Genomic DNA, 21,135 nt, shown 5'->3' on the forward strand with positions numbered 1-21,135 from the left:
CGGGTGGGCTGTGAAGGTAAAAGCAGATTGCATGCCAAGGTGTAATTGCCCTGCTTCGTGGGAGCGGGCTCTGCCCGCGAAGGCCACACCGCGCTTGGGCCGCCTTACCGCAGCGGCCCCTTCGCGGGCAGAGCCCGCTCCCACAGGGCATTCATTCCATCGCACCGCACCAGTGCAATACCCTGCGACGCGCATCGTTTCAGTACACATCGCGCAGGTAGCGCTTGTCCTTGCTCATCTGTGCCACGTACGCCTCGGCGTCCACGCCACCGTGCTCGGCAACCACCGCCTTCAACGCCGCGTCGACGTCCTTGGCCATGCGGCTGGCGTCGCCGCACACATAGAAGTGCGCGCCCTGCTGCAGCCACGCCCACAGCTGCGCGCCCTGCTCCAGCATGCGCTGCTGCACGTAGATCTTCTGCGCCTGGTCGCGGGAGAAAGCGGTGTCCAGGCGCTGCAGGTGACCTTGTTGCAACCAGCTCTCCAGTTCGTCGCGGTAGTAGAAATCCGTGGCCTGGCGCTGCTCGCCGAACAGCAGCCAATTGGGGCCACTGGCACCGCTGGCCTGGCGCTCCTGCAGAAAGGCGCGGAACGGCGCAACGCCGGTGCCGGGGCCGACCATGATCATCGGCGCGGCGGGGTCGGCCGGCACTTTGAAGTGCTTGGAAGGCTGCACGAAAATCGACACCAGGCCGCTGCTGGCACGGTCGGCGAGGAACGCCGAGCACACGCCGCTGCGCGCGCGGTCGTTGTGGCGGTAGCGCACGGTGGACACGGTGAGGTGCACCTCGTTGGGCGTGGCCTTGTAGCTGGAACTGATGGAGTACAGCCGTGGTTGCAGCGGTTTGAGCAGGCCCAGCAATTCATCGACACTGACTTCGGTAGGGAATTCGTCCAGCAGGTCGAGCAACTGCCGGCCCCATAGCCACTGATTCAACGCCTGCTTGTGGTCCGCCGCCAGCAGGCCGGCCAGCCGCGCGCTACCGCTGCGCTCGGCGACCAGCGTGAGCCAGGCCGGGGTAATGCGGGTGATCTCGTAATGCTTGTGCAGCGCCTGGGCCAGGGCCATCTCGCCCTGGGCCGGCACCTGTACGTGCTGGCTGCTGTCCAGGCCCAGGGCGGCGAGCAGCTCTTCCACCAGCGTCAGGCAGTTGGTTGGCCACACACCCAGGGCGTCGCCGGCCTGGTACTGCAGGCCGGTGTCGCTGAGGTCAAACACGATCTGGCGGGTTTCCTTTTCCGCACCCGGGGCGTTGAGCAGGCGGTTGTGCTTGATGCGCACCTGGCAGGGGCGCTGGCGGGTGTAGCCGCTGTAGTCCCTGGCCACCGCAGGCTGGACCGGCCCCGCACCCGTCAGGGCGTGGCTGACGGCCGCCAGCCAATGGTCAGCCACTGGCTGGTAATCGGGCTCGCAGTCCATGCGTGGCACCAGCGGCGTGGCGCCCAGGTGTTGCAGGCGCGCATCAAGCTTGCGACCGAACCCGCAGAACTGGTCGTAGCTGCTGTCGCCCAGGGCCAGCACCGCATAGCGCAGCCCGGCGAGCTGTTCGGCGACTTCGCCCTGCAGGGCCGCCCACAAGCCGCTACCGTTGTCCGGCGCATCACCGTCGCCAAACGTGCTGGCAATCAACAGCACGCTCTGCGCCTGGCGCAATTGGGCCACGCCAACCTCGTCCATGCAGGTGACCTTCACCTTCAGGCCCGCACCACGCAGTTGCTCACCGCAAAGCGCGGCCAAGGCCTCGGCATTCCCGGTCTGGGATGCCCACAGCACCCACTGGTCGGGCACCTGCGCGGCGAGCTCGGTGGCGGCAGCTTCCACCAAAGGAATCAGGGCGCCGCTCACCCGGCTCAAGGCCACGGCGCTGAACTTGAATTCCGGCTGCCACGACACCGGGTCGATGGCGTCGCTGGTCACCGCGTTGATGGCCAGGTCATCGCCGTACAGGTCGTTCCAGTGGAACGGCGCGAACAGGTTGCCGGGCAGCACCCGGTCGCTGAGCCGCGCCGGCAGCACCGCATGGCCGCGGCGGGTTTGCAGGCGCACCTGGTCGCGCTCGGCGATGCCCAGGCGCGCGGCGTCCTCGGGGTGCACTTCCACAAAAGGCCCGGGGTTGAGCTTGTTGAGGCTGGCGACCTTGCCAGTCTTGGTCAGGGTGTGCCACTGGTGCTGCACACGGCCGGTGTTGAGCACCAGCGGGAAGTCGTCGTCGGGCAGCTCGGCGGGGGCCATGTGCGGCCGGGCGAAGAAACGCGCGCGGCCGTCGTCGCTGGGGAAGCGCGGGCCGTCGGGAGTCAGGTAGCGCACCGGGTTGCGGTCATCGTCGCGGCCGGGTTCGCACGGCCATTGGCGCGGGCCCTGGCGCAGCAGCGGGTAGTCGACGCCGCGCAGGTCGTAGCCGGTGGCGGGGTTGAAGGCGCCTTTTATTTCCTCGAACACAGCCTCGGCCGAGTCGTAGCTGAAGGCCTCGGCATAACCCATCTCGCAAGCCACCAAGGCAATGATCTGCCAGTCGGGCAACGTGTCACCGGGAGCATCCACGGCCTTCTGCATCAGCGTGAGGTTGCGCTCGGAATTGACCATCACCCCTTCCGCCTCGGCCCACAGCGCACCCGGCAGGAGAATGTCGGCATAGCGGTTGGTCTCGGTGTCCAGATAGGCGTCCTGGGTAATCACCAGCTCGGCAGCCTGCAGCGCGTCGATCACCCGTTGGCGGTTAGGCACGCTGGCTACCGGGTTGGTGCAGATGATCCAGCAGGCCTTGATGGCACCCGCGCGCATTTGTTCGAACAGGTCGATGGTGCCCTGCCCCGATTCGCTGCGCAGGGTGCCGGCCGGCAACTGCCACAGGCCTTCGACGAACGCCCGGTCGCGCGCCACCAACAGCGAGCGCTGGCCCGGCAGGCCCGGGCCCATGTAGCCCATCTCGCGGCCGCCCATGGCGTTGGGCTGGCCGGTCAGCGAGAACGGCCCACTGCCGGGGCGGCAGATGGCGCCGGTGGCCAGGTGCAGGTTGCACAGGGCGTTGGTGTTCCAGGTGCCGTGGGTGCTCTGGTTGAGGCCCATGGTCCAGCAGCTCATCCAGTTGGGCGCCGCGCCGATCCAGTCGGCGGCCTTGCGGATATCGGCTTCGGCAAGGCCCGTGAGCTGCGCCACGGCGGCCGGGGTGTAGTCGGCGAGGAATTCGGGCAGCGCCTCCCAGCCCTGGGTGTGGCGCGCAATGAAGGCCTGGTCGACCTTGCCGTTGTGCAGCAGCAGGTGCAGCAGGCCGTTGAGCAGCGCCAGGTCGGTGCCCGGGCGGATCTGCAGGAACAGGTCGGCCTTGTCCGCCGTGGCGCTGCGCCGCGGGTCCACGACGATCAGCCGGGCGCCGGCCTTGACCCGGTCCAGCAGGCGCAGGAACAGAATGGGGTGACAGTCGGCCATGTTCGCGCCGCTGACGAAGAACAGGTCAGCCTGGTCGAAATCCTGGTAGGAGCCCGGCGGCCCGTCGGCGCCCAGCGACTGTTTGTAGCCGCTGCTGGCGCTGGCCATGCACAGCCGCGAATTGGATTCGATGTGGCGGGTGCGGATGAACCCCTTGGCCAGTTTGTTCGCGAGGTACTGCGCCTCCAGCGACATCTGCCCGCTGACGTAGAAGGCCACGGCGTCGGGCCCGTGGGCGTCGATCAGCGCGCGCAGGCGCCGGGCGGTGGCGCTGATGGCCTGGGCCATGGGCGTGCGCGCCGGGTCGCGGGCCCGCTCGCTACGCACGTAGGCGTGCTCCATGCGGCCGCTGTCGGCCAGCGGCTGGTGGCAACTGCTGCCCTTGGTGCACAGCCGGCCGAAATTGGTGGGGTGGGCCTTGTCGCCGGCCACCTTGGTAACGCGGTTGTCGCTGACACTCATGATGATGCCGCAACCAACACCGCAATAGGGGCACACGCTGCGAACCGTGGTACTGCTCATGGGCCTGCCTCGACCTGGAAAAACAAAAAGGCGCCGGCTGCCACCGCGCTCTATTGAGCGGGGGCAACACGGCGCCTTTGTCGTGGTGGGTGCAATCGACGTTGACTGCGAATGGTGGAGGCAGTGCAAGGGCCGCGCCAGAACGCCAAGGCCGCGATTTCATGAGGGTTATCCCAGTCCCAGGCCGCATTCGGTGCACCTGCGTGCAGCACACGCACCAAAACAACGCCGCCTTTGTGGGAGCTGGCTTGCCAGCGAGCTTTCAGGGGCCTCAACAGCTCGCTGGCAAGCCAGCGCCCACAGGATACAAAGTAGTACACAAAACAGGGGAATAGCCACTTGCCACTGTATATATAATCAGGCATAACAGGGCATCGTTTCCCTGATATGGATGTCTGCCGTGCGTTTCGTCTCTCGCGCCCTGCTGGTGCTGTTGTTTGGCCTTTTCGTCGTGTTGGCGGTGGCGCTGTACTACACCGCGCGCCCCAACCTGCCCCGCTATGAGCCGGCGCAAACCCTGCGCTACCTGGACCAGTGGAGCGCCGCCGACCGCGAGCTGTACTACTTCACGCCCCAGGGCACCCAGGTGAAAGGCCTGCATTACGACTGGTTCACGGCGCTGGAATTGCCGTTATCCCAGGACCGCTTTGCCGCCCCGGAATACCTGGCACGCTTCGGCTTCCTCACCGAACCGCACCAGCAGGCCAGCGCGGCCAACCCCGGCAACCTGCCGGTGGGTTTCGCCCGCCACCGCAATGACGGTGACAACGCCGAGTACCTGGACATCACCTGCGCCGCCTGCCACACCGGCGAACTGCGCTTGAACGGCCAGGCCGTGCGCATCGACGGCGGCACCGCCCAGCATGTGCTGCCGTCCAGCGTGCCCACGCTCAAGGGCGGCAGCTTCGGCCAGGCGCTGGTGTCGAGCCTGGCGGCCACCTACTACATCCCCTGGAAGTGGAGCCGCTTCGCCCACCGCGTGCTGGGCGAGCGCTACGACAGCGACCGCGACCAGCTGCGCAAGCAGTTCAAGGCCTCGCTGGACACCTTCGCCCACACCGCCTGGAACGACTGGCACCGCAACCTCTACCCCACCCAGGAAGGCCCCGGCCGCACCGACGCCTTCGGGCGCATTGCCAACGCCACCTTCGGCGACGCCATCTCGCCCGCCAACTACCGGGTGGCCAACGCGCCGGTGGACTACCCGCAGCTATGGGATATCTGGACCTTCGACTGGGTGCAATGGACCGGCTCGGCGCAGCAGCCCATGGCCCGCAACGTCGGTGAGTCGCTGGGCGTGGGCGCCACCCTGAAGTTCTTCGACGAGCACGGCCAGCCGCTGACCGGCGACGAGCGCTATGCCTCCAGCGTGCGGGTCAAGGACCTGTACAGCATCGAGACAGCGCTGCAGCAGCTCAAGGCGCCGGCATGGCCGGAGGACATTCTGGGCGCGGTCGATTTGCAGAAGGCCGCTGCCGGGCGCGCGCTGTTCAATGCCAACTGCTATGGCTGCCACGTACCGCCTACGCACATGGAAGGCACACGGCCGGTGCGCACCATGGTGCTGGTGCCTCTCGACAAAATCGGTACCGACCCCAACGCCGCCACCAACATCGCCACCAATCGTTTCGACGTCAGCAGCCTGAAATGGACCGACCAGGAGCTGGACGACCTACAGGTGAAGATCATCCCCGACCCCGGCAAGCGCGACCTCACCAAAGTGTCGGTGGCCCAGGGCCTGGCCTACGTCACCGCCTTCGTCGAGCGCCACGCCTACCGCGCAGCCGGCATCGCCCCGGCCGACCAGCCGCGCTACGACGGCTTCGGCCTGAAAATCAGCGTGCTGGAGAAGCTCGCCTACAAGGCGCGCCCCCTGGCTGGCGTGTGGGCCACCCCACCGTTCCTGCACAACGGCTCGGTGCCCAGCGTGTACCAGCTGCTGTCGCCGCAGGATGAACGCCAGCGCACCTTCTACCGTGGCAGCCTGGAATACGACCCGGTCAACCTGGGCTACCGCACCGAGCGCTTCGACGGCGCCTTCCTGTACGACACCGCCATTACCGGCAACCACAACAGCGGCCACGAATTCCGCGACGGCCCGCGCGAGCGCGGGGTGATAGGCCGCTACCTGGCCCCGGAAGAACGCCGCGCACTGATTGAATACCTGAAAGTACTGGGCGGCCCGCTCGAGGAAAAATTGCCATGATGTTCAGCGACTCATCCCGCCTGCCGGGCTTCTTCGGCCGCCTGTGGCTACGCCTGGGCCGCGGCCTGTTCAAGCTGCTGCTGTGGCTGCTGGTGCTTGGCACCCTTGGTTTTGCCATCGGCTACGGCTACTACGCCTGGAAGTTCTCCGGCCCCGTGCCCGCCGAGGAACAGGTGCCGCCCGGCGAGGCGGCCATGACCCAGGACATCATCCAGACCGCCATTCGCATCGTCGACCAGCACCGCGAGCCCACTCGCTACCTGCGTGACGCCCACGCCAAGGCCCACGGTTGCGTGACCGCCGAAGTCAGCGTGCCGCAGAATTTGCCCGCCGACCTGCGCCAGGGCGTATTCGCCCAGCCTGGCAAGGTGTGGCAGGCCTGGATGCGCCTGTCCAACGGCAACGCCTACCCGCAGTTCGACCAGCTGCAGGACGCCCGCGGCATGGCCATCAAGCTGCTCGACGTACCCGGCACGCAGCTGATGGCCGACCAGGCGGGCAAGCACGAGCAGGACTTCGTGATGTTCAACCACGCCAACTTCTTCGTCAGCGACGTGGCCGAATACCGGCAGAACATCGGCGCCCAGGCCGATGGCAAACAGGTGCTGGCCTTCTTCCCCAGCTGGGACCCGCGCAGCTGGCAGCTGCGCCACCTGCTGATCGCCAAGGCCACGCTGGCCGATGCGCCCGCGAGCCCTACCCTGGCCACCTACTATTCGGTGTCGCCGTACAAGTTCGGCAGCGCCAACGCCAAGTTCCGCGTGGTACCCGACCCCGGCAGCTGCCCGCCCTACACCGTGGCGAAGCAGAACCAGGACCTGCCCAACTTCCTGCGCAGCGCCCTGCACCAGCAGCTCACCACCGACCAGCAGCCGGCGTGCTTCATGCTGCAGGTGCAACGCCAGGACGCACGCAAGTACATGCCCATCGAAGACACCAGCGTGCGGTGGAAGGAGAGCGACGCACCGTTCCAGACCGTGGCCATGATCCGCGTACCGCCCCAGGACTTCGACACCCCGGCGCAGAACCTGATGTGCGACAACCTCTCGTTCAACCCCTGGCACGGCATCGAGGCGCACCGCCCCATCGGCGGCATCAACCGCCTGCGCAAGGCCGTGTATGAGGCCGTCAGCGACTACCGCCACGCCCGCAACGCGGCGCTGAACCCGTAGCAGCAACTGTCTTGAAATGGCGGCTTGGGCCGCGACGCAGGCGACGCGGTCTATGGGGTATCCGCGTTCGCGTAGCAGCTGCCGAAGGCTGCGTCCGGCGGCGGTCCTGCGTTGCTCCGGGACGCGGCCTGGGGCCGCTGCTACAGGTGCAGGGTTTCGCGTAGCCGCTGCCGCCAGGCTGCGCTGGCCCCTGAGTGCACTGAATATCTCCAGCGAGGGTGAAGGCCTGCGCAGCCTGCGGCAGCGGCTACAGAGACCACCACTGCAATCGCCGCGAAGACATTGCTACAGGTATTTCCGCGCTTGTAGGACGCACCGGCCCGTAGCAGCTGCCGAAGGCTGCGTCCGGGGCACTGGGGGGGCTGGGGACGCAGCCTTCGGCAGCTGCTACGGGGGGTGTTGTTTGTGGGGGTGGGGAAAGTTCAGCAAACGGCGGGCAAAATATTTTCGGACTTTTTTACGAAGCCTAGAGTCGGACTTAATAAGCCGTCACGTTTTCTCCTGACGCTAAAAGCCTGCACCCCAAAAGTCGAATAAAGGATAACGCCATGGGCACCATACTTATCATCATCCTCATCCTGCTGTTGATCGGTGGTCTTCCAGTATTCCCGCACTCCCGCAGCTGGGGTTACGGGCCATCGGGCATTATCGGCGTGGTGCTGGTAGTGCTGCTGATATTGGTATTGCTGGGCAGGATATAACCGGCAGCCAGCCATAAAAAAAGGCAGCCCGCGGGCTGCCTTTTCATTACGCCTTTTATAACTTAGTGCGCCACGGCACCACTGGCGCCCAGGCCGGTTTGCGAACGCACGAACTGCGACATGAACAATGCCCGTTCATTTTCCGCCGCCTTGGATTTATCGGTGATGGAGAAGAACCAGATACCCACGAAAGCAATGAGCATGGAGAACAACGCCGGGTATTCATACGGATAGATCGCCTTCTCATGCCCCAGGATCTGCACCCAAATGGTCGGGCCCAGCACCATCAGGGCCACGGCGCTGATCAACCCCAGCCAGCCGCCGATCATGGCGCCGCGGGTGGTCAGGCGTTTCCAGTACATGGAAAGGAACAGCACCGGGAAGTTGCAGCTGGCGGCGATGGAGAAGGCCAGGCCCACCATGAACGCGATGTTCTGTTTCTCGAACAGAATGCCCAGGCCAATGGCCAAGATCCCCAGGGCGATGGTGGTGATTTTCGAGACGCGAATTTCTTCTTTCTCGTTGGCCTTGCCCTTCTTGATCACGCTGGCGTACAGGTCATGGGATACCGCCGAGGCACCGGCCAGTGTCAACCCGGCAACCACTGCCAGGATGGTGGCGAAGGCCACGGCCGAGATGAAGCCCAGGAAGATACTGCCGCCCACGGCATCGGCCAGGTGCACCGCCGCCATGTTGTTGCCGCCCAGCAGGGCGCCAGCCGCGTCCTTGAACGCCGGGTTGGTGCTGACCAGCAAAATGGCGCCAAAGCCGATGATGAAGGTGAGGATGTAGAAGTAGCCAATGAAGCCGGTGGCGTACAGCACGCTTTTACGCGCTTCCTTGGCGTCGGACACGGTGAAGAAGCGCATCAGAATGTGCGGCAGGCCAGCGGTGCCGAACATCAGCGCCAGGCCCAGCGAGAACGCCGAGATCGGGTCTTTCACCAGGCCACCGGGGCTCATGATGGCCTCGCCTTTTGGGTGAACCTTGATGGCTTCGGAGAACAGGGTGTTGAAGTCGAAGTTGACGTGTTTCATCACCATCAGCGCCATGAAGCTGGCCCCCGACAGCAGCAGCACGGCCTTGATGATCTGCACCCAGGTGGTGGCCAGCATGCCGCCGAACAGCACGTACAGGCACATCAGGATGCCCACCAGCACCACGGCCACGTGGTAGTCCAGGCCGAACAGCAGCTGGATCAGCTTGCCGGCACCCACCATCTGCGCGATCAGGTAGAACGCCACCACCACCAGCGAACCGCAAGCCGACAGCGTACGGATTTCGGTCTGCTTCAGGCGGTAGGACGCCACGTCGGCGAAGGTGTATTTGCCCAGGTTGCGCAAGCGCTCGGCAATCAGGAACAGAATGATCGGCCAGCCGACCAGGAAGCCGATGGAGTAGATCAGGCCGTCGTAGCCGGAAGTAAACACCAGCGCGGAAATACCCAGGAAGGAGGCCGCCGACATGTAGTCGCCAGCAATGGCCAGGCCATTCTGGAAGCCGGTGATGCGCCCGCCCGCCGCGTAGTAATCGGCCGCGGACTTGTTACGTTTGGACGCCCAGTAGGTAATGCATAAGGTAGCGCCCACGAACACCACGAACATCACGATGGCCGAGACATTGAGGGGCTGTTTCTGCACCGCACCGGTAATGGCGTCGGCGGCAAACAGTGCCGGGGCAAACGCAAGGAGGCCGAGGCTGGCCAATAATCGCTTGATCATTGTTGTGCCTCCCTCAGAATTTCCTTGTTCAGGTCATCGAACTCGCCGTTGGCGCGGCGCACATAAATGCCGGTCAATACGAAGGCGCTGAGAATAAGCCCGACACCAATGGGAATACCCCAGGTGATGGACGATTCGGGGGAGAGTTTGGCGCCCAGTATGTGGGGGCCGTAGGCGATCAATAGAATGAACGCCGCATAAAGCCCAAGCATGATCGCCGAGAGTATCCAGGCGAAACGTTCCCTTTTTTGCACCAGCTCCTTGAAGCGCGGGCTGTTTTGTATCGATAGGTAAATGCTGTCGTTCATTGTTTTTATCCTCGCAGCACAGATGGGGTGGAACGGTTCCACTTTAGGCTGCTGTGGAAGGCACTCCAGACGACCTTAGTATTAGATCGACATTACCGTTTCGCCAGTCGACATAGTTGCTTAGCTTACTTATGACAATAATAAAACCCGCCTGCCATTGCACTGAAACGAAAAAACCGCCGGGGCTATTAACCCCGGCGGTTCTGGAAGTTGCGGTATAGAGCGGTTGCGCGTTATTTAGCAGTCCACTCCGCCACGCGGTCAGGGTGCTTGGCGACCCAGTCCTTGGCTGCAGCTTCAGGCTTGGCGCCTTCCTGCACGGCCAGCATTACTTCGCCGATTTCGTCTTTTGAGTTCCAGTGGAATTTCTTCAGGAAGGCCACCACTTCCGGCGCCTTGGCGTCCAGTTCCTTGCTGCCGATGCTGTTCACGGTTTCAGCCGCGCCATACACGCCTTTCGGGTCGTCGAGGAAGCGCAGTTTCCACTTGGCGAACATCCAGTGCGGCACCCAGCCGGTAACGGCGATGGATTCATGCTTGTCGTAGGCACGGCCCAGTTCGGCGGTCATGGCGGCGCCAGAGCTGGCCTGCAGCTTGTAGCCGGTCAGGTCGTAGTCCTTGATGGCCTGGTCGGTCTTGAGCATCACGCCGGAACCTGCGTCGATGCCGACGATCTTGTCCTTGAAGGTCTTGTCGGTCTTCAAGTCGGCAATGGTTTTCGCCGTCACGTATTCAGGCACGATCAGGCCGATCTTGGCGTCCTTGAAGTTGGGGCCGTAGTCGACCACCTTGTCCTTCTTCTTGGCCCAGTATTCACCGTGGGTAACCGGCAGCCACGCCGACAGCATGGCGTCGAGCTTGCCGGTGGCCACGCCCTGCCACATGATGCCGGTTGCCACGGGCATCAGTTTCACGTCATAGCCCAGCTTCTGCTTGATCACTTCCGAGGCCACGTAGGTGGTGGCGACGCTGTCGGACCAGCCATCGACGTAGCCGATGCTCAACGTTGGCTTGGTATCGGCGCTGGCCAGGGTGGAACTTGCAGCAAGTACCAGAGCGGTGGCCGCTCCCAGGATTTTCTTCATCTTCATCCAGACTTCCCCAAAAGGCTGCGCTCGACGACGGTCGAGCATCGTTCGTGTGCACGGCGCTGGCAAATCGCCTTGTAGTGCCCAGTGATCATCAACCTCGCGCGATGTGCATCCTGCTCTGGCTGCGACCTTGAGGCAGCGAGAAACGACATCACCGTGCCATTAGCGCCACCGACCAACGGTCGTCTGCCCGAACTTTGCATGGGGAATGCATAAGCGGCGGGCAAATACAGGTAACATGCGCGGCTTTGTTGCCTGACGAAAATAGCCAATGCCCGCCACATCCCGCTCTACCCTGCTGCCGTACCTGTTCGCCTGTGTGCTCGGCCTGCTTGCCCTCGCCGGTTTCTGGTACGGGCTGGGCAAGCCGGTGGTGCTGCCCGACGCGGCCAGCGCCACGCATAAACTGCAGTGCGCCTCGTACACGCCGTTCGACAAGGACCAGTCGCCGTTCGACCAGCCGTTCAAGCTGCGCCCCGAGCGCATGGACGCCGACCTTGCCCTGTTGGCCACCCGCTTCGAGTGCATTCGCACCTACTCCATGACCGGCCTTGAGGGCATCCCCGCCCTTGCGCGCAAGCACGGCCTGAAGGTGATGATTGGCGCCTGGGTGAACGGCAACCCGGTCGACACCCAGAAGGAAATCAAGGCGCTGATCACGGCCGCCAATGACAACCCGGACGTGGTGACGGCGGTGATCGTCGGCAACGAGACCCTGCTGCGCAAGGAGGTCACTGGCAAACAGTTGGCCACCTTGATTCGCCAGGTGAAAAGCCAGGTCAAGCAGCCGGTCACCTACGCCGATGTGTGGGACTTCTGGCTGCAGTACCCGGAAGTGGCGCCGGAGGTGGACTTCCTGACCATCCACCTGCTGCCCTACTGGGAAGACAACCCCAGCGGTATCGACAAGGCTCTGGCCCATGTGGCCCAGGTGCACGACGAGTTCGCCAAGCGCTTCGCGCCCAAGGACATTCTGATTGGCGAGACCGGCTGGCCCAGCGAAGGCCGCCAGCGCGAGACCGCCCTGCCCAGCCGCGTCAACGAGGCGCGCTTCATCCGCGGCGTGGTGGCCATGGCCGAGCAGCGCGGCTGGCACTACAACCTGATCGAGGCCTTCGACCAGCCGTGGAAGCGCGCCAGCGAAGGCGCGGTGGGCGGCTATTGGGGCCTGTTCGACGCCGACCGCCAGGACAAGGGCGTGCTGCAGGGGCCGGTCACCAACGTGCCGTACTGGCCGCAGTGGCTGGGCGCCGGTGTGCTGCTGTGGCTGGCCACCCTGGCCTTCGCCGGCCGGGTGAACAACCGCCGCAGCGCGCTGCTGCTGCCGCTGGTGGCGGCCGTGGGTGCCGGCAGCCTGGGCGCCTGGGGTGAGCTGATGCGTATCAATGCGCGGTTTGCCGAGGAATGGATCTGGGCAGTGCTGCTGGCCGGCCTGAATTTCGTCGTGCTGGCCTACGGGGTGCTGGCCCTGGCCAAGCGCGAGGGCTGGCGCGACCGGCTGTTCGCCTGGCTGGAACGTCGCGCCGGCTGGTGGCTGGCGGCCGCAGGTTTTGCGGCGGCAGTGATGATGCTGGGGCTGGTGTTCGATTCGCGCTATCGCAGTTTCCCCAGCGCGGCGCTGGTGTTGCCCGCGCTGGTGTACCTGCTGCGGCCGGTGCCGGTGCGCAGGCCCGAGTTGCTGTTGCTGACCGCCATCGTGGGGGTGGGGATACCGGTGCAGCTGGCGATTGAAGGGCTGCACAGCCAGCAAGCGTGGGGGTGGGCGGTTGTCAGTGGCTTGATGGTGTGGGCAATGGTGCGCAGCCTGCGCCGCACCGCTCACCCGTAGCAGCAACTGTCTTGTGGGAGCTGGCTTGCCAGCGAGCTTTTATGGCCCCAACAGCTCGCGGGCAAGCCAGCTCCCACAGGATGTAACAGCGGCGGGGCGGCCATCCGCCAGAGGCCGCGTCCCGGGGTTAGCGGCGAACCAGCCGCAGGCCGGCGATCACCACGGCAAACACCGCCAGGCTGGCGCTGTACAGCACCAGCCCCGGAATGCCGATCACCAGCGCCAACGCCGCGATCCACCAGCCCAGGCAGCGCGGTACGAAAAACCCGATCACCGATGCCGACAGCGCCGCGATGGAAATCATGCGGAAGTGAATCAGGTAGCCTAGCCCCGAGCGCAGCTGGCATTCCCAGCGGCTGGCTTCGTCGCTGCACAGCCCCACCCAGCGGGCATCCTCCATCAACCCGTAACGCACGCCATAGCTGGCAGCCAGGCTCAGGGCTACCAGGACGAAAAGCACGATCAGCGACGTACGGCGGGACATGACACACTCCGGAAAGGAAAAACGGCGCCAAGAATAACCACCCCACTTCGTTATGCAAGGCGAAAACGCCCTTTGTAGCTATTGTGTCTGGTGGTGTATCACGCCCGTACAATATTTTGCGTGTCAAAAGCAGTCATACTGGGCAACTTGCCACCAATGCGGTGGTCAGAGCCTGCGTACTTCACTTAGCTTTCGCCTTTTAGGGACACCGTCATGCTTCGAATACTGCACTTCGCTGCCTTGCTGGGCGGCCTCATTTTGAGTGCGTCCGCGCTAGCCAAGGATGTCGACGTCGCCACCTATGGCTTCCCGTTGACCAACCCGTTCGAAGCCACCATTGCCTCGACCCCGCCGGACCTGCGCCCCAAGCTGCCCGCTGACGACGACATCAAGCAGGCCGACCATACGCTGAACCTGCGCCCGGACCGCGACTTCACCCTGCCCGACAACTTCTGGGCCGTGAAGAAACTGCGCTACCGCCTGGCCTACCAGGACCACGCCGCGCCGCTGATCTTCATCATTGCCGGCACCGGCGCGCCGTACACCAGCAGCCTCACCGAATACCTGAAGAAGCTGTATTACCAGGCCGGTTACCACGTGGTGCAGCTGTCGTCGCCCACCAGCTATGACTTCATGAGCGCCGCCTCGCGCTTCGCCACCCCCGGGGTCACCAAGGAAGACGCCGAAGACCTGTACCGGGTGATGCAAGCCGTGCGCGCGCAGAACCCCAAGCTGCCGGTCACCGACTTCTACCTCACCGGCTACAGCCTGGGTGCGCTGGACGCGGCCTTCGTCAGCAAGCTGGACGAAACCCGCCGCAGCTTCAATTTCAAGAAGGTGCTGCTGCTCAACCCACCGGTGAACCTGTACACCTCCATCAGCAACCTCGACAAGCTGGTGCAGGCCCAGGTGAAGGGCATCAACAACAACACCACTTTCTATGAAGTGGTGCTGCAGAAGCTCACCCGCTACTTCCAGCAGAAGGGCTACATCGACCTCAACGATGCCCTGCTGTATGACATCCAGCAGTCCAAGCAGCACCTGTCCAACGAACAGATGGCCATGCTGATCGGCACCTCGTTCCGCTTCTCGGCGGCCGACATCGCTTTTACCTCGGACCTGATCAACCGCCGCGGGCTGATTACCCCGCCCAAGTTCCCAATCACCGAGGGCACCAGCCTGACGCCGTTCCTCAAGCGGGCGCTGCAGTGCGATTTCGACTGCTACCTGACTGACCAGGTTATTCCTATGTGGCGCGCCCGCACCGACGGCGGCAGCCTGCTGCAGCTGGTGGACGAGGTGAGCCTGTACGCCCTCAAGGACTACCTGCACGACAGCCCGAAAATCGCCGTGATGCACAACGCCGACGACATCATCCTCGGCCCTGGCGACCTGGGCTTCCTGCGCAAGACGTTCGGCGACCGCCTGACCGTTTACCCCCACGGTGGCCATTGCGGCAACCTCAATTACCGCGTCAACGCCGACGCCATGCTGGAGTTCTTCCGTGGCTAAGACCTTCCTCCTGGCCGCCGCACTGCTGTGTGCCGGCATGGCCCACGCCGACGACAAACCGACCCAGGCCGACCCGGACGGTTTCACCGAGCCGCTCAAGCAGCTCAAGTTCAACCCCGGCCTGGACCAGCGCGAGTTCGAGCGTTCGAGCCTGACCGCGCTGAACGTCTATGACCCGGTGGAGAACTGGAACCGCCGCGTCTACCACTTCAACTACCGCTTCGACGAGTGGGTGTTCCTGCCGGTGGTCAATGGCTACCGCTACATCACCCCAGGTTTCCTGCGCAGCGGCGTGAGCAACTTCTTCAGCAACCTGGGCGACGTGCCGAACCTGGTGAACAGCCTGCTGCAGCTAAAGGGCAAGCGCTCGCTGCAGATAACCGGCCGCCTGCTGCTCAACACCACCATCGGCGTGGCCGGCCTGTGGGACCCGGCGACGAAGATGGGCCTGCAACACCAGACCGAGGACTTCGGCCAGACCCTGGGCTTCTACGGCGTGCCGGCCGGGCCATACCTGGTGTTGCCGGTGTTCGGCCCATCGAACCTGCGTGACACCACCGGCCTGCTGTTCGACTACGGCGCCGAGTCGCAGATCAACTTCCTCAACGTGTCGCAGGAAAGCAGCCGCCACCCGGAAATCTGGGCGTTGCGCGCGGTGGACAAGCGCTACACCACCAGCTTCCGCTATGGCTCGCTGGACACCCCGTTCGAATACGAGAAGGTGCGCTACATCTACACCGAATCGCGCAAGTTGCAGATCGCCGAGTAACCCTGTGGGAGCTGGCTTGCCAGCTCCCATACCCCTGACAAATCAAATTTACTGATATTTACTACCGTAAATAACCGCTATTCGTTCGATATTTCCCGCGCAACAATAGAGCCATTCCCACCCTCCTACAGGAGTTGTGCAATGACTCAATTTCGTAAAATCATCGGCATCCAGGCCGGCCAGGCCACTTCCGACGGCGCCGGCGTAAGCCTGACCCGTGTCATCGGCGGCCCCGGCATCGAGCGCTTCGACCCCTTCCTGATGCTCGACGAATTCGGTTCCGACAACCCCGATGAATACATCGCCGGCTTCCCGCCCCACCCGCACCGTGGCTTCGAGACCATCACCTACATGCTGGAAGGGCGCATGCGCCACGAAGACCACCTGGGCAACGTCGGCCTGCTGCAAGGCGGTGGCGTGCAGTGGATGACCGCTGCCCGCGGCATCATCCACAGCGAGATGCCCGAGCAGGAAGAAGGCGTGATGCGCGGCTTCCAGCTGTGGCTCAACCTGCCCGGCAAGGACAAGCTCGGCACCCCGAGCTACCGCGACATCCAGCCCGAGGACATTCCGCGCCTGACCACCCCGGCCGGCATCGACGTGGTGGCCATTGCCGGCACGTTCGACGACGGCCAGGTGCAGCAGCTGGGCGCCGTGCAGCGGCCGCACACCGAGCCGCACCTGTTCGACCTGCACCTGCCGGCCGGCGCCAGCATCAGCCCGCGCCTGCCTGAAGGGCACCGGGTGATGCTGTATGTGTACGAAGGTGCGGTGCAGTTGCCCGGCCATGCCGGCAGCGTGGCGGCCAGCCGTCTGGTGCGCCTGGGTGACAGTGGCGAGGTGCGTATCGACAGCGCTGAAGGTGCACGGGTGCTGGTGCTGGCCGGCAAGCCGCTGAACGAGCCGGTGGTGCAATACGGCCCGTTCGTGATGAACAGCCGCGAAGAGATCGAACAGGCCCTGCGCGACTTCCGCGACGACCGCCTGACGGCCTGAACCCACCCGTGGGGGGGGGGGGGGGCGCGGGGGGGTGGTGCCCCCAAAACGCCCAGGCCACCCCGCACCCCCCGACCGGGAGGCGGGGGGTGGCCCGCGCGCGTTTGCGCCCCAAAAAACGGGGTGCAACGCCCGCCCCCACGGACGGTTATAGCGGTTGCAGGAAGGCGAGAATTTCAGCCTGCTTGGCCAGCGCATCGCGCCGCCCCAACTCGATCAACTCGCTGCAATACCCCGCCTCGAACAGCAGATAGCTCAACAGCCCCGCCCCACTGGTTTTCGTCGCCCCCGGCCCGCGCAGGAACAGGCGCAGCGCCGCCGGCAGCTCATGCCGGTGCCGCGCGGCGATCTCGTCCAGCGGCTGGCTGGGCGCTACCACCATCACCTCCACCGGGTTCAAGCCCAATGGCGCACTGTGCACGTCCGACGGCAACAACCGCCCCAACTGGTTGAGACGCTGCAGCAATTCCAGGTCGTCTTCCAAACTGTCGATGAACGCGCTGTTGAGCAGGTGCCCGCCTATTTGCGCCAGGCTCGGCTGCTGGTCGCTGCCGGCCAGCGGGCCGCCGTCGGGGCCACGGGTGTTGCCGCTGACGCCCACCACCAGCACCCGCTCGGCGCCCAGGTGCAGCGCCGGGCTGATGGGCGCGGACTGGCGCATGGCGCCGTCACCGTAGAAGTCATCACCAATGCGCACCGGCGGGAACAGCAGCGGGATGGAGGCGCTGGCCATCAGGTGTTCGACGCTCAGGCGGGTGGGCACGCCGACCCGCCTATGCCGCAGCCAGGGCTGGATGCCGCAGCTGCCCTGATAGAAGGTGACCGCCTGCCCGGAGCTGTAGCCGAAGGCGGTCACCGCCACCCCATGCAGGGCGCCCGCAGCCAGCGCGCCATCGATGCCATTGAGGTCCAGGCGCTCGCGCAGCAGCGCACCCAGGGGCGCGTTGTCGACCAGCGCCACGGGCACGGCGCCGCCTATGCCCAACAAGCTGTGGCGGATGAACCGGCTGGCCTGGCGCACCACGCCGGGCCAGTCGCTGCGCACCACCTGATGGCTGGCGAAGCCGCGCCAGAATGCCTCCAGGCGCTGCACCGTGGTCACGAATTGCTGGGCGCCGCTGGCCAGCGTCACGGCGTTGATGGCGCCGGCCGAGGTGCCGACGATCACGGGAAAAGGATTGGCGGCATCGGCGGGCAGCAGCTGCGCAATGGCCGCCAGCACGCCCACCTGGTAGGCGGCGCGGGCGCCACCGCCGGAAAGGATCAGGCCTGTGATCGCAGGCATTGCGTGCTCCTGTAGCGGCAAACATCCTGTGGGAGCTGGCTTGCCAGCGAGCGTTTAGGGCCCCAACAGCTCGCGGGCAAGCCAGCTCCCACAAAGACAGTCGCTGCGACAGCCTACCGGCGGCGCTTTTCGTAGAGTCTAGGCGAACCCGGCGGCCGCGACTTGAACCGCCGGTGCGCCCACAGGTACTGCTCCGGGCACTCGCGAATGGAAGCTTCCACCCACTGGTTGATGCGCAGGCAGTCGGCCTCTTCGCTCTCGCCGGGGAAATCTTCCAGCGGCGGGTGAATCACCAGCCTGTAGCCACTGCCATCCGGCAGGCGCTGCTGGGTGAACGGAATGACCCGCGCCTTGCCCAGCCGGGCGAACTTGGTGGTGGCGGTTACGGTGGCCGCAGGAATGCCGAACAGCGGCACGAAAATCCCCTGCTTGGCGCCATAGTCCTGGTCCGGTGCGTACCAGATGGCGCGGCCCTTGCGCAGCAGCTTGAGCATGCCGCGCACGTCTTCGCGCTCTACCGCCAGGGAGTCGAGGTTGTGGCGCTCGCGGCCCTGGCGCTGGACGAAGTCGAACAGCGGGTTGTTGTGCTCGCGGTACATGCCGTCGATGGTGTGGCGCTGGCCCAGCAACGCGGCACCGATTTCCAGGGTGGTGAAGTGCAGCGCCATCAGAATGGCACCCTCGCCGGCCTGCTGTGCGGCCTGCAAATGTTCAAGCCCTTCGATGTGCGCAAGCCGCGCCAGGCGGGCCTTTGGCCACCACCAGCTCATGGCCATTTCGAAGAAGGCGATGCCGGTGGAAGCGAAATTTTCCTTGAGCAAACGGGTTCTTTCGACGAGCGGTAGTTCGGGGAAACACAGCTCGAGGTTGCGCGCCGCAATACGGCGGCGTTCGCCGGCGATGCGGTACATGCCCAGCCCCAGCAGGCGGCCAATCACCAGCAGGGCGCGGTACGGCAGCTGTACCACCAGCCACAGCAGGCCCAGGCCCAGCAGCAGCGGCCAGAAACGGGGGTGAAGAAAGGTTCGGTTAAAACGCGGGCGATCCATTACAGATTCCGGACAGACAACAAGGCCGCGCATTCTACATGGGTTCGCCCGGCTTGCGGCTGGCGGGCGTTCTCGTTATAAGTCTCGGCACTTTTCGTTACAAGGCGCCTTTTTGCCGACCATGAGCCAGACCGAACCGCTAGACCAGGAAAACGTGTTCCAGCTGAAGGGCAGCATGCTCGCCATCACCGTGCTGGAACTGGCCCGCAACAACCTTGAAGGCCTGGACCGCCAGTTGGCGGCCAAGGTTGCCCAGGCCCCGAATTTCTTCAGCAACACCCCGCTGGTGCTGGCGCTGGACAAGCTGCCGGCCAGTGAAGGGGCGGTCGACCTGCCAGGCCTGATGCGCGTGTGCCGCCAACATGGCCTGCGCACCCTGGCCATCCGCGCCAGCCGCATCGAGGACATCGCCGCGGCCATCGCCATCGACCTGCCGGTGCTGCCGCCATCCGGCGCGCGCGAACGGCCGATCGAACTTGAGCCGCCCAAGCCCAAGGCGCCGGAAAAACCGCCGGCACCGGTGGTAAATCCGACGAAAATCATTACCTTGCCGGTGCGCAGCGGCCAACAGGTCTATGCTCCGGGGGGTGACCTGGTGGTCATGGCCACGGTCAGCTCCGGTGCGGAACTTCTGGCCGATGGCAACATCCATGTGTACGGCCAAATGCGTGGCCGTGCCCTGGCAGGTATCAAGGGCGATACCAAGGCACGTATCTTCTGCCAGCACCTGGGCGCCGAGCTGTTGTCCATCGCCGGCCAGTACAAGGTCTCGGAAGACCTGCGTCGCGACCCCTTGTGGGGGGCAGGCGTACAAGTCAGCTTGTCTGGTGATGTGTTGAACATCACCCGCCTTTAACGGATACTGCCGCCATTTTCCGTACAACTTTTAAACTTGGCGGCAAACGGCCATTACCACGGCCGGCCGACTGCAGTTGTTTACAAGTCATGCTTTCATTCAGGGACTAGCAATCCTTTTTCATTAGGGGTGATACACCTTGTCCAAGATTCTCGTGGTTACATCCGGCAAAGGTGGTGTGGGCAAGACCACCACCAGCGCCGCCATCGGTACCGGCCTGGCCCTGCGCGGCCACAAGACTGTCATCGTCGACTTCGACGTGGGCCTGCGCAACCTCGACCTGATCATGGGCTGTGAACGCCGCGTGGTGTACGACTTCGTCAACGTGGTGAACGGCGAAGCCAACCTGCAGCAGGCCCTGATCAAGGACAAGCGCCTTGAGAACCTGTACGTGCTGGCTGCCAGCCAGACCCGTGACAAGGACGCGCTGACCAAGGAAGGCGTGGAAAAAGTACTGATGGAACTCAAGGAAACCTTCGAGTTCGTGGTCTGCGATTCGCCAGCGGGCATCGAGACCGGCGCCCACCTGGCCATGTACTTCGCCGACGAAGCCATCGTCGTCACCAACCCGGAAGTGTCTTCGGTACGTGACTCGGACCGCATGCTGGGCCTGCTGGCCAGCAAGTCGCGTCGCGCCGAGCGCAACGAAGACCCGATCAAGGAACACCTGCTGCTGACCCGCTACAACCCCGAGCGCGTGAGCAAGGGCGAGATGCTGGGCGTGGAAGACGTCAAGGAGATCCTGTCGGTGACCCTGCTGGGCGTGATTCCCGAATCGCAGGCGGTGCTGAAGGCCTCCAACCAGGGCGTGCCGGTCATCCTCGACGACCAGAGCGACGCCGGCCAGGCCTATAGCGACGCCGTCGACCGACTGCTGGGCAAATCCGTGGAACACCGCTTCCTCGAACAGCAGAAGAAAGGATTCTTTGAGCGGCTCTTTGGAGGCAACTGATGAGCATTTTTGACTTCTTTCGTTCCAAAAAGGTCAATACCGCGTCGGTAGCGAAAGAGCGTCTGCAGATCATCGTGGCGCACGAACGTGGCCAGCGCAGCACCCCGGACTACCTGCCTGCCCTGCAGAAGGAGCTGGTGGAGGTGATCCGCAAGTACGTCAATATCGGCAACGAGGACGTGCAGGTCGCGCTGGAAAACCAGGGCAGCTGCTCGATCCTGGAACTCAACATCACCCTGCCCGACCGCTAACCCGG

The 21,135-nt window shown here is 64.4% G+C and carries 17 protein-coding genes; 10 read left to right on the plus strand and 7 right to left on the minus strand.

Going from position 1 to position 21,135, the window contains the following annotated elements:
• Positions 1-199 precede the first annotated feature (199 nt).
• Entirely contained in the window at positions 200-3,949 is a 3,750-nt protein-coding gene (locus tag AC0SZ7_RS07530) for a sulfite reductase subunit alpha (protein ID WP_475503804.1), read from the minus strand.
• A gap of 400 nt (positions 3,950-4,349) precedes the next feature.
• Here AC0SZ7_RS07530 and AC0SZ7_RS07535 point away from each other — a divergent pair, with 400 nt between their 5' ends.
• The 3 genes from AC0SZ7_RS07535 to AC0SZ7_RS07545 all read left to right on the plus strand — a co-directional run bounded on the left by AC0SZ7_RS07535 (position 4,350) and on the right by AC0SZ7_RS07545 (position 8,028).
• Positions 4,350-6,155 (plus strand): di-heme-cytochrome C peroxidase, encoded by a 1,806-nt coding sequence (locus tag AC0SZ7_RS07535; RefSeq protein WP_475503805.1) that lies wholly within the window; start codon positions 4,350-4,352, stop codon positions 6,153-6,155.
• The gene (locus AC0SZ7_RS07540) at positions 6,152-7,327 is read left to right on the plus strand and encodes a catalase family protein (RefSeq protein ID WP_475503806.1); all 1,176 of its coding nucleotides are present in this window, start codon (positions 6,152-6,154) and stop codon (positions 7,325-7,327) included. Before AC0SZ7_RS07535 ends, AC0SZ7_RS07540 begins: the two co-directional genes overlap by 4 nt.
• Positions 7,328-7,875: 548 nt before the next feature.
• Positions 7,876-8,028 carry a DUF3309 family protein gene (locus AC0SZ7_RS07545; protein WP_009045034.1) on the plus strand — a complete coding sequence of 51 codons (153 nt, stop codon included), beginning with the start codon at positions 7,876-7,878 and terminating at the stop codon, positions 8,026-8,028.
• A 62-nt stretch (positions 8,029-8,090) separates the two neighbouring features.
• Here AC0SZ7_RS07545 and AC0SZ7_RS07550 read toward each other — a convergent pair whose 3' ends face one another.
• The 3 genes from AC0SZ7_RS07550 to AC0SZ7_RS07560 all read right to left on the minus strand — a co-directional run bounded on the left by AC0SZ7_RS07550 (position 8,091) and on the right by AC0SZ7_RS07560 (position 11,148).
• Positions 8,091-9,749 (minus strand): cation acetate symporter, encoded by a 1,659-nt coding sequence (locus tag AC0SZ7_RS07550; RefSeq protein ID WP_475503807.1) that lies wholly within the window; start codon positions 9,747-9,749, stop codon positions 8,091-8,093.
• On the minus strand, positions 9,746-10,057 hold the full coding sequence (locus AC0SZ7_RS07555) for a DUF485 domain-containing protein (RefSeq protein WP_475503808.1): 312 nt from the start codon (positions 10,055-10,057) through the stop codon (positions 9,746-9,748). The genes AC0SZ7_RS07550 and AC0SZ7_RS07555 overlap by 4 nt, the downstream gene beginning before the upstream one ends.
• Positions 10,058-10,290: 233 nt before the next feature.
• Positions 10,291-11,148: a glycine betaine ABC transporter substrate-binding protein gene (locus tag AC0SZ7_RS07560; RefSeq protein ID WP_475503809.1), complete on the minus strand. Its 858-nt coding sequence runs from the start codon at positions 11,146-11,148 to the stop codon at positions 10,291-10,293.
• A 271-nt stretch (positions 11,149-11,419) separates the two neighbouring features.
• On the opposite strand from AC0SZ7_RS07560, the gene AC0SZ7_RS07565 reads away from it, so the two are divergent.
• Positions 11,420-12,976 (plus strand): glycoside hydrolase family 17 protein, encoded by a 1,557-nt coding sequence (locus AC0SZ7_RS07565; RefSeq protein ID WP_475503810.1) that lies wholly within the window; start codon positions 11,420-11,422, stop codon positions 12,974-12,976.
• A gap of 127 nt (positions 12,977-13,103) precedes the next feature.
• On the opposite strand, the gene AC0SZ7_RS07570 is transcribed toward AC0SZ7_RS07565, so the two are convergent.
• A complete protein-coding gene (locus AC0SZ7_RS07570; RefSeq protein ID WP_475503811.1) occupies positions 13,104-13,460 on the minus strand; it encodes a hypothetical protein in 357 nt (118 codons plus the stop codon).
• 213 nt (positions 13,461-13,673) lie between these two features.
• Here AC0SZ7_RS07570 and AC0SZ7_RS07575 point away from each other — a divergent pair, with 213 nt between their 5' ends.
• From AC0SZ7_RS07575 to AC0SZ7_RS07585, 3 genes are all read left to right on the plus strand, one after another.
• Positions 13,674-14,972, plus strand: a complete 1,299-nt coding sequence (locus tag AC0SZ7_RS07575; RefSeq protein WP_475503812.1) for a serine/threonine protein kinase — start codon at positions 13,674-13,676, stop codon at positions 14,970-14,972.
• Positions 14,965-15,741 (plus strand): MlaA family lipoprotein, encoded by a 777-nt coding sequence (locus AC0SZ7_RS07580; RefSeq protein WP_475503813.1) that lies wholly within the window; start codon positions 14,965-14,967, stop codon positions 15,739-15,741. The genes AC0SZ7_RS07575 and AC0SZ7_RS07580 overlap by 8 nt, the downstream gene beginning before the upstream one ends.
• Before the next feature lie 141 nt (positions 15,742-15,882).
• On the plus strand, positions 15,883-16,737 hold the full coding sequence (locus AC0SZ7_RS07585) for a pirin family protein (RefSeq protein ID WP_475503814.1): 855 nt from the start codon (positions 15,883-15,885) through the stop codon (positions 16,735-16,737).
• 148 nt (positions 16,738-16,885) lie between these two features.
• Here AC0SZ7_RS07585 and AC0SZ7_RS07590 read toward each other — a convergent pair whose 3' ends face one another.
• Together AC0SZ7_RS07590 and AC0SZ7_RS07595 are read right to left on the minus strand one after the other, a co-directional pair.
• Complete coding sequence (locus AC0SZ7_RS07590) at positions 16,886-18,022, minus strand: patatin-like phospholipase family protein (protein ID WP_475503815.1); 1,137 nt, start codon at positions 18,020-18,022, stop codon at positions 16,886-16,888.
• A 113-nt stretch (positions 18,023-18,135) separates the two neighbouring features.
• Positions 18,136-19,071 (minus strand): lipid A biosynthesis lauroyl acyltransferase, encoded by a 936-nt coding sequence (locus AC0SZ7_RS07595; protein WP_475503816.1) that lies wholly within the window; start codon positions 19,069-19,071, stop codon positions 18,136-18,138.
• A gap of 112 nt (positions 19,072-19,183) precedes the next feature.
• Between AC0SZ7_RS07595 and minC the strand changes: the two genes are divergently transcribed.
• The 3 genes from minC (at position 19,184) to minE (ending at position 21,130) form a co-directional block, all read left to right on the plus strand.
• A complete protein-coding gene (minC, locus tag AC0SZ7_RS07600; RefSeq protein ID WP_475503817.1) occupies positions 19,184-19,927 on the plus strand; it encodes a septum site-determining protein MinC in 744 nt (247 codons plus the stop codon).
• Positions 19,928-20,066: 139 nt separating this feature from the next.
• A complete protein-coding gene (gene minD / locus AC0SZ7_RS07605; RefSeq protein ID WP_475503818.1) occupies positions 20,067-20,879 on the plus strand; it encodes a septum site-determining protein MinD in 813 nt (270 codons plus the stop codon).
• The gene (gene minE / locus AC0SZ7_RS07610) at positions 20,879-21,130 is read left to right on the plus strand and encodes a cell division topological specificity factor MinE (protein ID WP_008366588.1); all 252 of its coding nucleotides are present in this window, start codon (positions 20,879-20,881) and stop codon (positions 21,128-21,130) included. The genes minD and minE overlap by 1 nt, the downstream gene beginning before the upstream one ends.
• Positions 21,131-21,135 lie beyond the last annotated feature (5 nt).

Source organism: Pseudomonas sp. JC1203 (genome assembly GCF_056175065.1).

Bases quoted from the DNA above. Each gene is read 5' to 3' on its own strand.
- AC0SZ7_RS07540 (WP_475503806.1), top strand. From the start codon at position 6,152: ATGATGTTCAGCGACTCATCCCGCCTGCCGGGCTTCTTCGGCCGCCTG.
- AC0SZ7_RS07555 (WP_475503808.1), bottom strand. From the start codon at position 10,057: ATGAACGACAGCATTTACCTATCGATACAAAACAGCCCGCGCTTCAAG.
- AC0SZ7_RS07550 (WP_475503807.1), bottom strand. From the start codon at position 9,749: ATGATCAAGCGATTATTGGCCAGCCTCGGCCTCCTTGCGTTTGCCCCG.
- AC0SZ7_RS07545 (WP_009045034.1), top strand. From the start codon at position 7,876: ATGGGCACCATACTTATCATCATCCTCATCCTGCTGTTGATCGGTGGT.
- AC0SZ7_RS07585 (WP_475503814.1), top strand. From the start codon at position 15,883: ATGACTCAATTTCGTAAAATCATCGGCATCCAGGCCGGCCAGGCCACT.
- AC0SZ7_RS07590 (WP_475503815.1), bottom strand. From the start codon at position 18,022: ATGCCTGCGATCACAGGCCTGATCCTTTCCGGCGGTGGCGCCCGCGCC.
- AC0SZ7_RS07570 (WP_475503811.1), bottom strand. From the start codon at position 13,460: ATGTCCCGCCGTACGTCGCTGATCGTGCTTTTCGTCCTGGTAGCCCTG.
- minE (WP_008366588.1), top strand. From the start codon at position 20,879: ATGAGCATTTTTGACTTCTTTCGTTCCAAAAAGGTCAATACCGCGTCG.
- AC0SZ7_RS07595 (WP_475503816.1), bottom strand. From the start codon at position 19,071: ATGGATCGCCCGCGTTTTAACCGAACCTTTCTTCACCCCCGTTTCTGG.
- AC0SZ7_RS07565 (WP_475503810.1), top strand. From the start codon at position 11,420: ATGCCCGCCACATCCCGCTCTACCCTGCTGCCGTACCTGTTCGCCTGT.
- AC0SZ7_RS07560 (WP_475503809.1), bottom strand. From the start codon at position 11,148: ATGAAGATGAAGAAAATCCTGGGAGCGGCCACCGCTCTGGTACTTGCT.
- AC0SZ7_RS07530 (WP_475503804.1), bottom strand. From the start codon at position 3,949: ATGAGCAGTACCACGGTTCGCAGCGTGTGCCCCTATTGCGGTGTTGGT.
- AC0SZ7_RS07575 (WP_475503812.1), top strand. From the start codon at position 13,674: ATGCTTCGAATACTGCACTTCGCTGCCTTGCTGGGCGGCCTCATTTTG.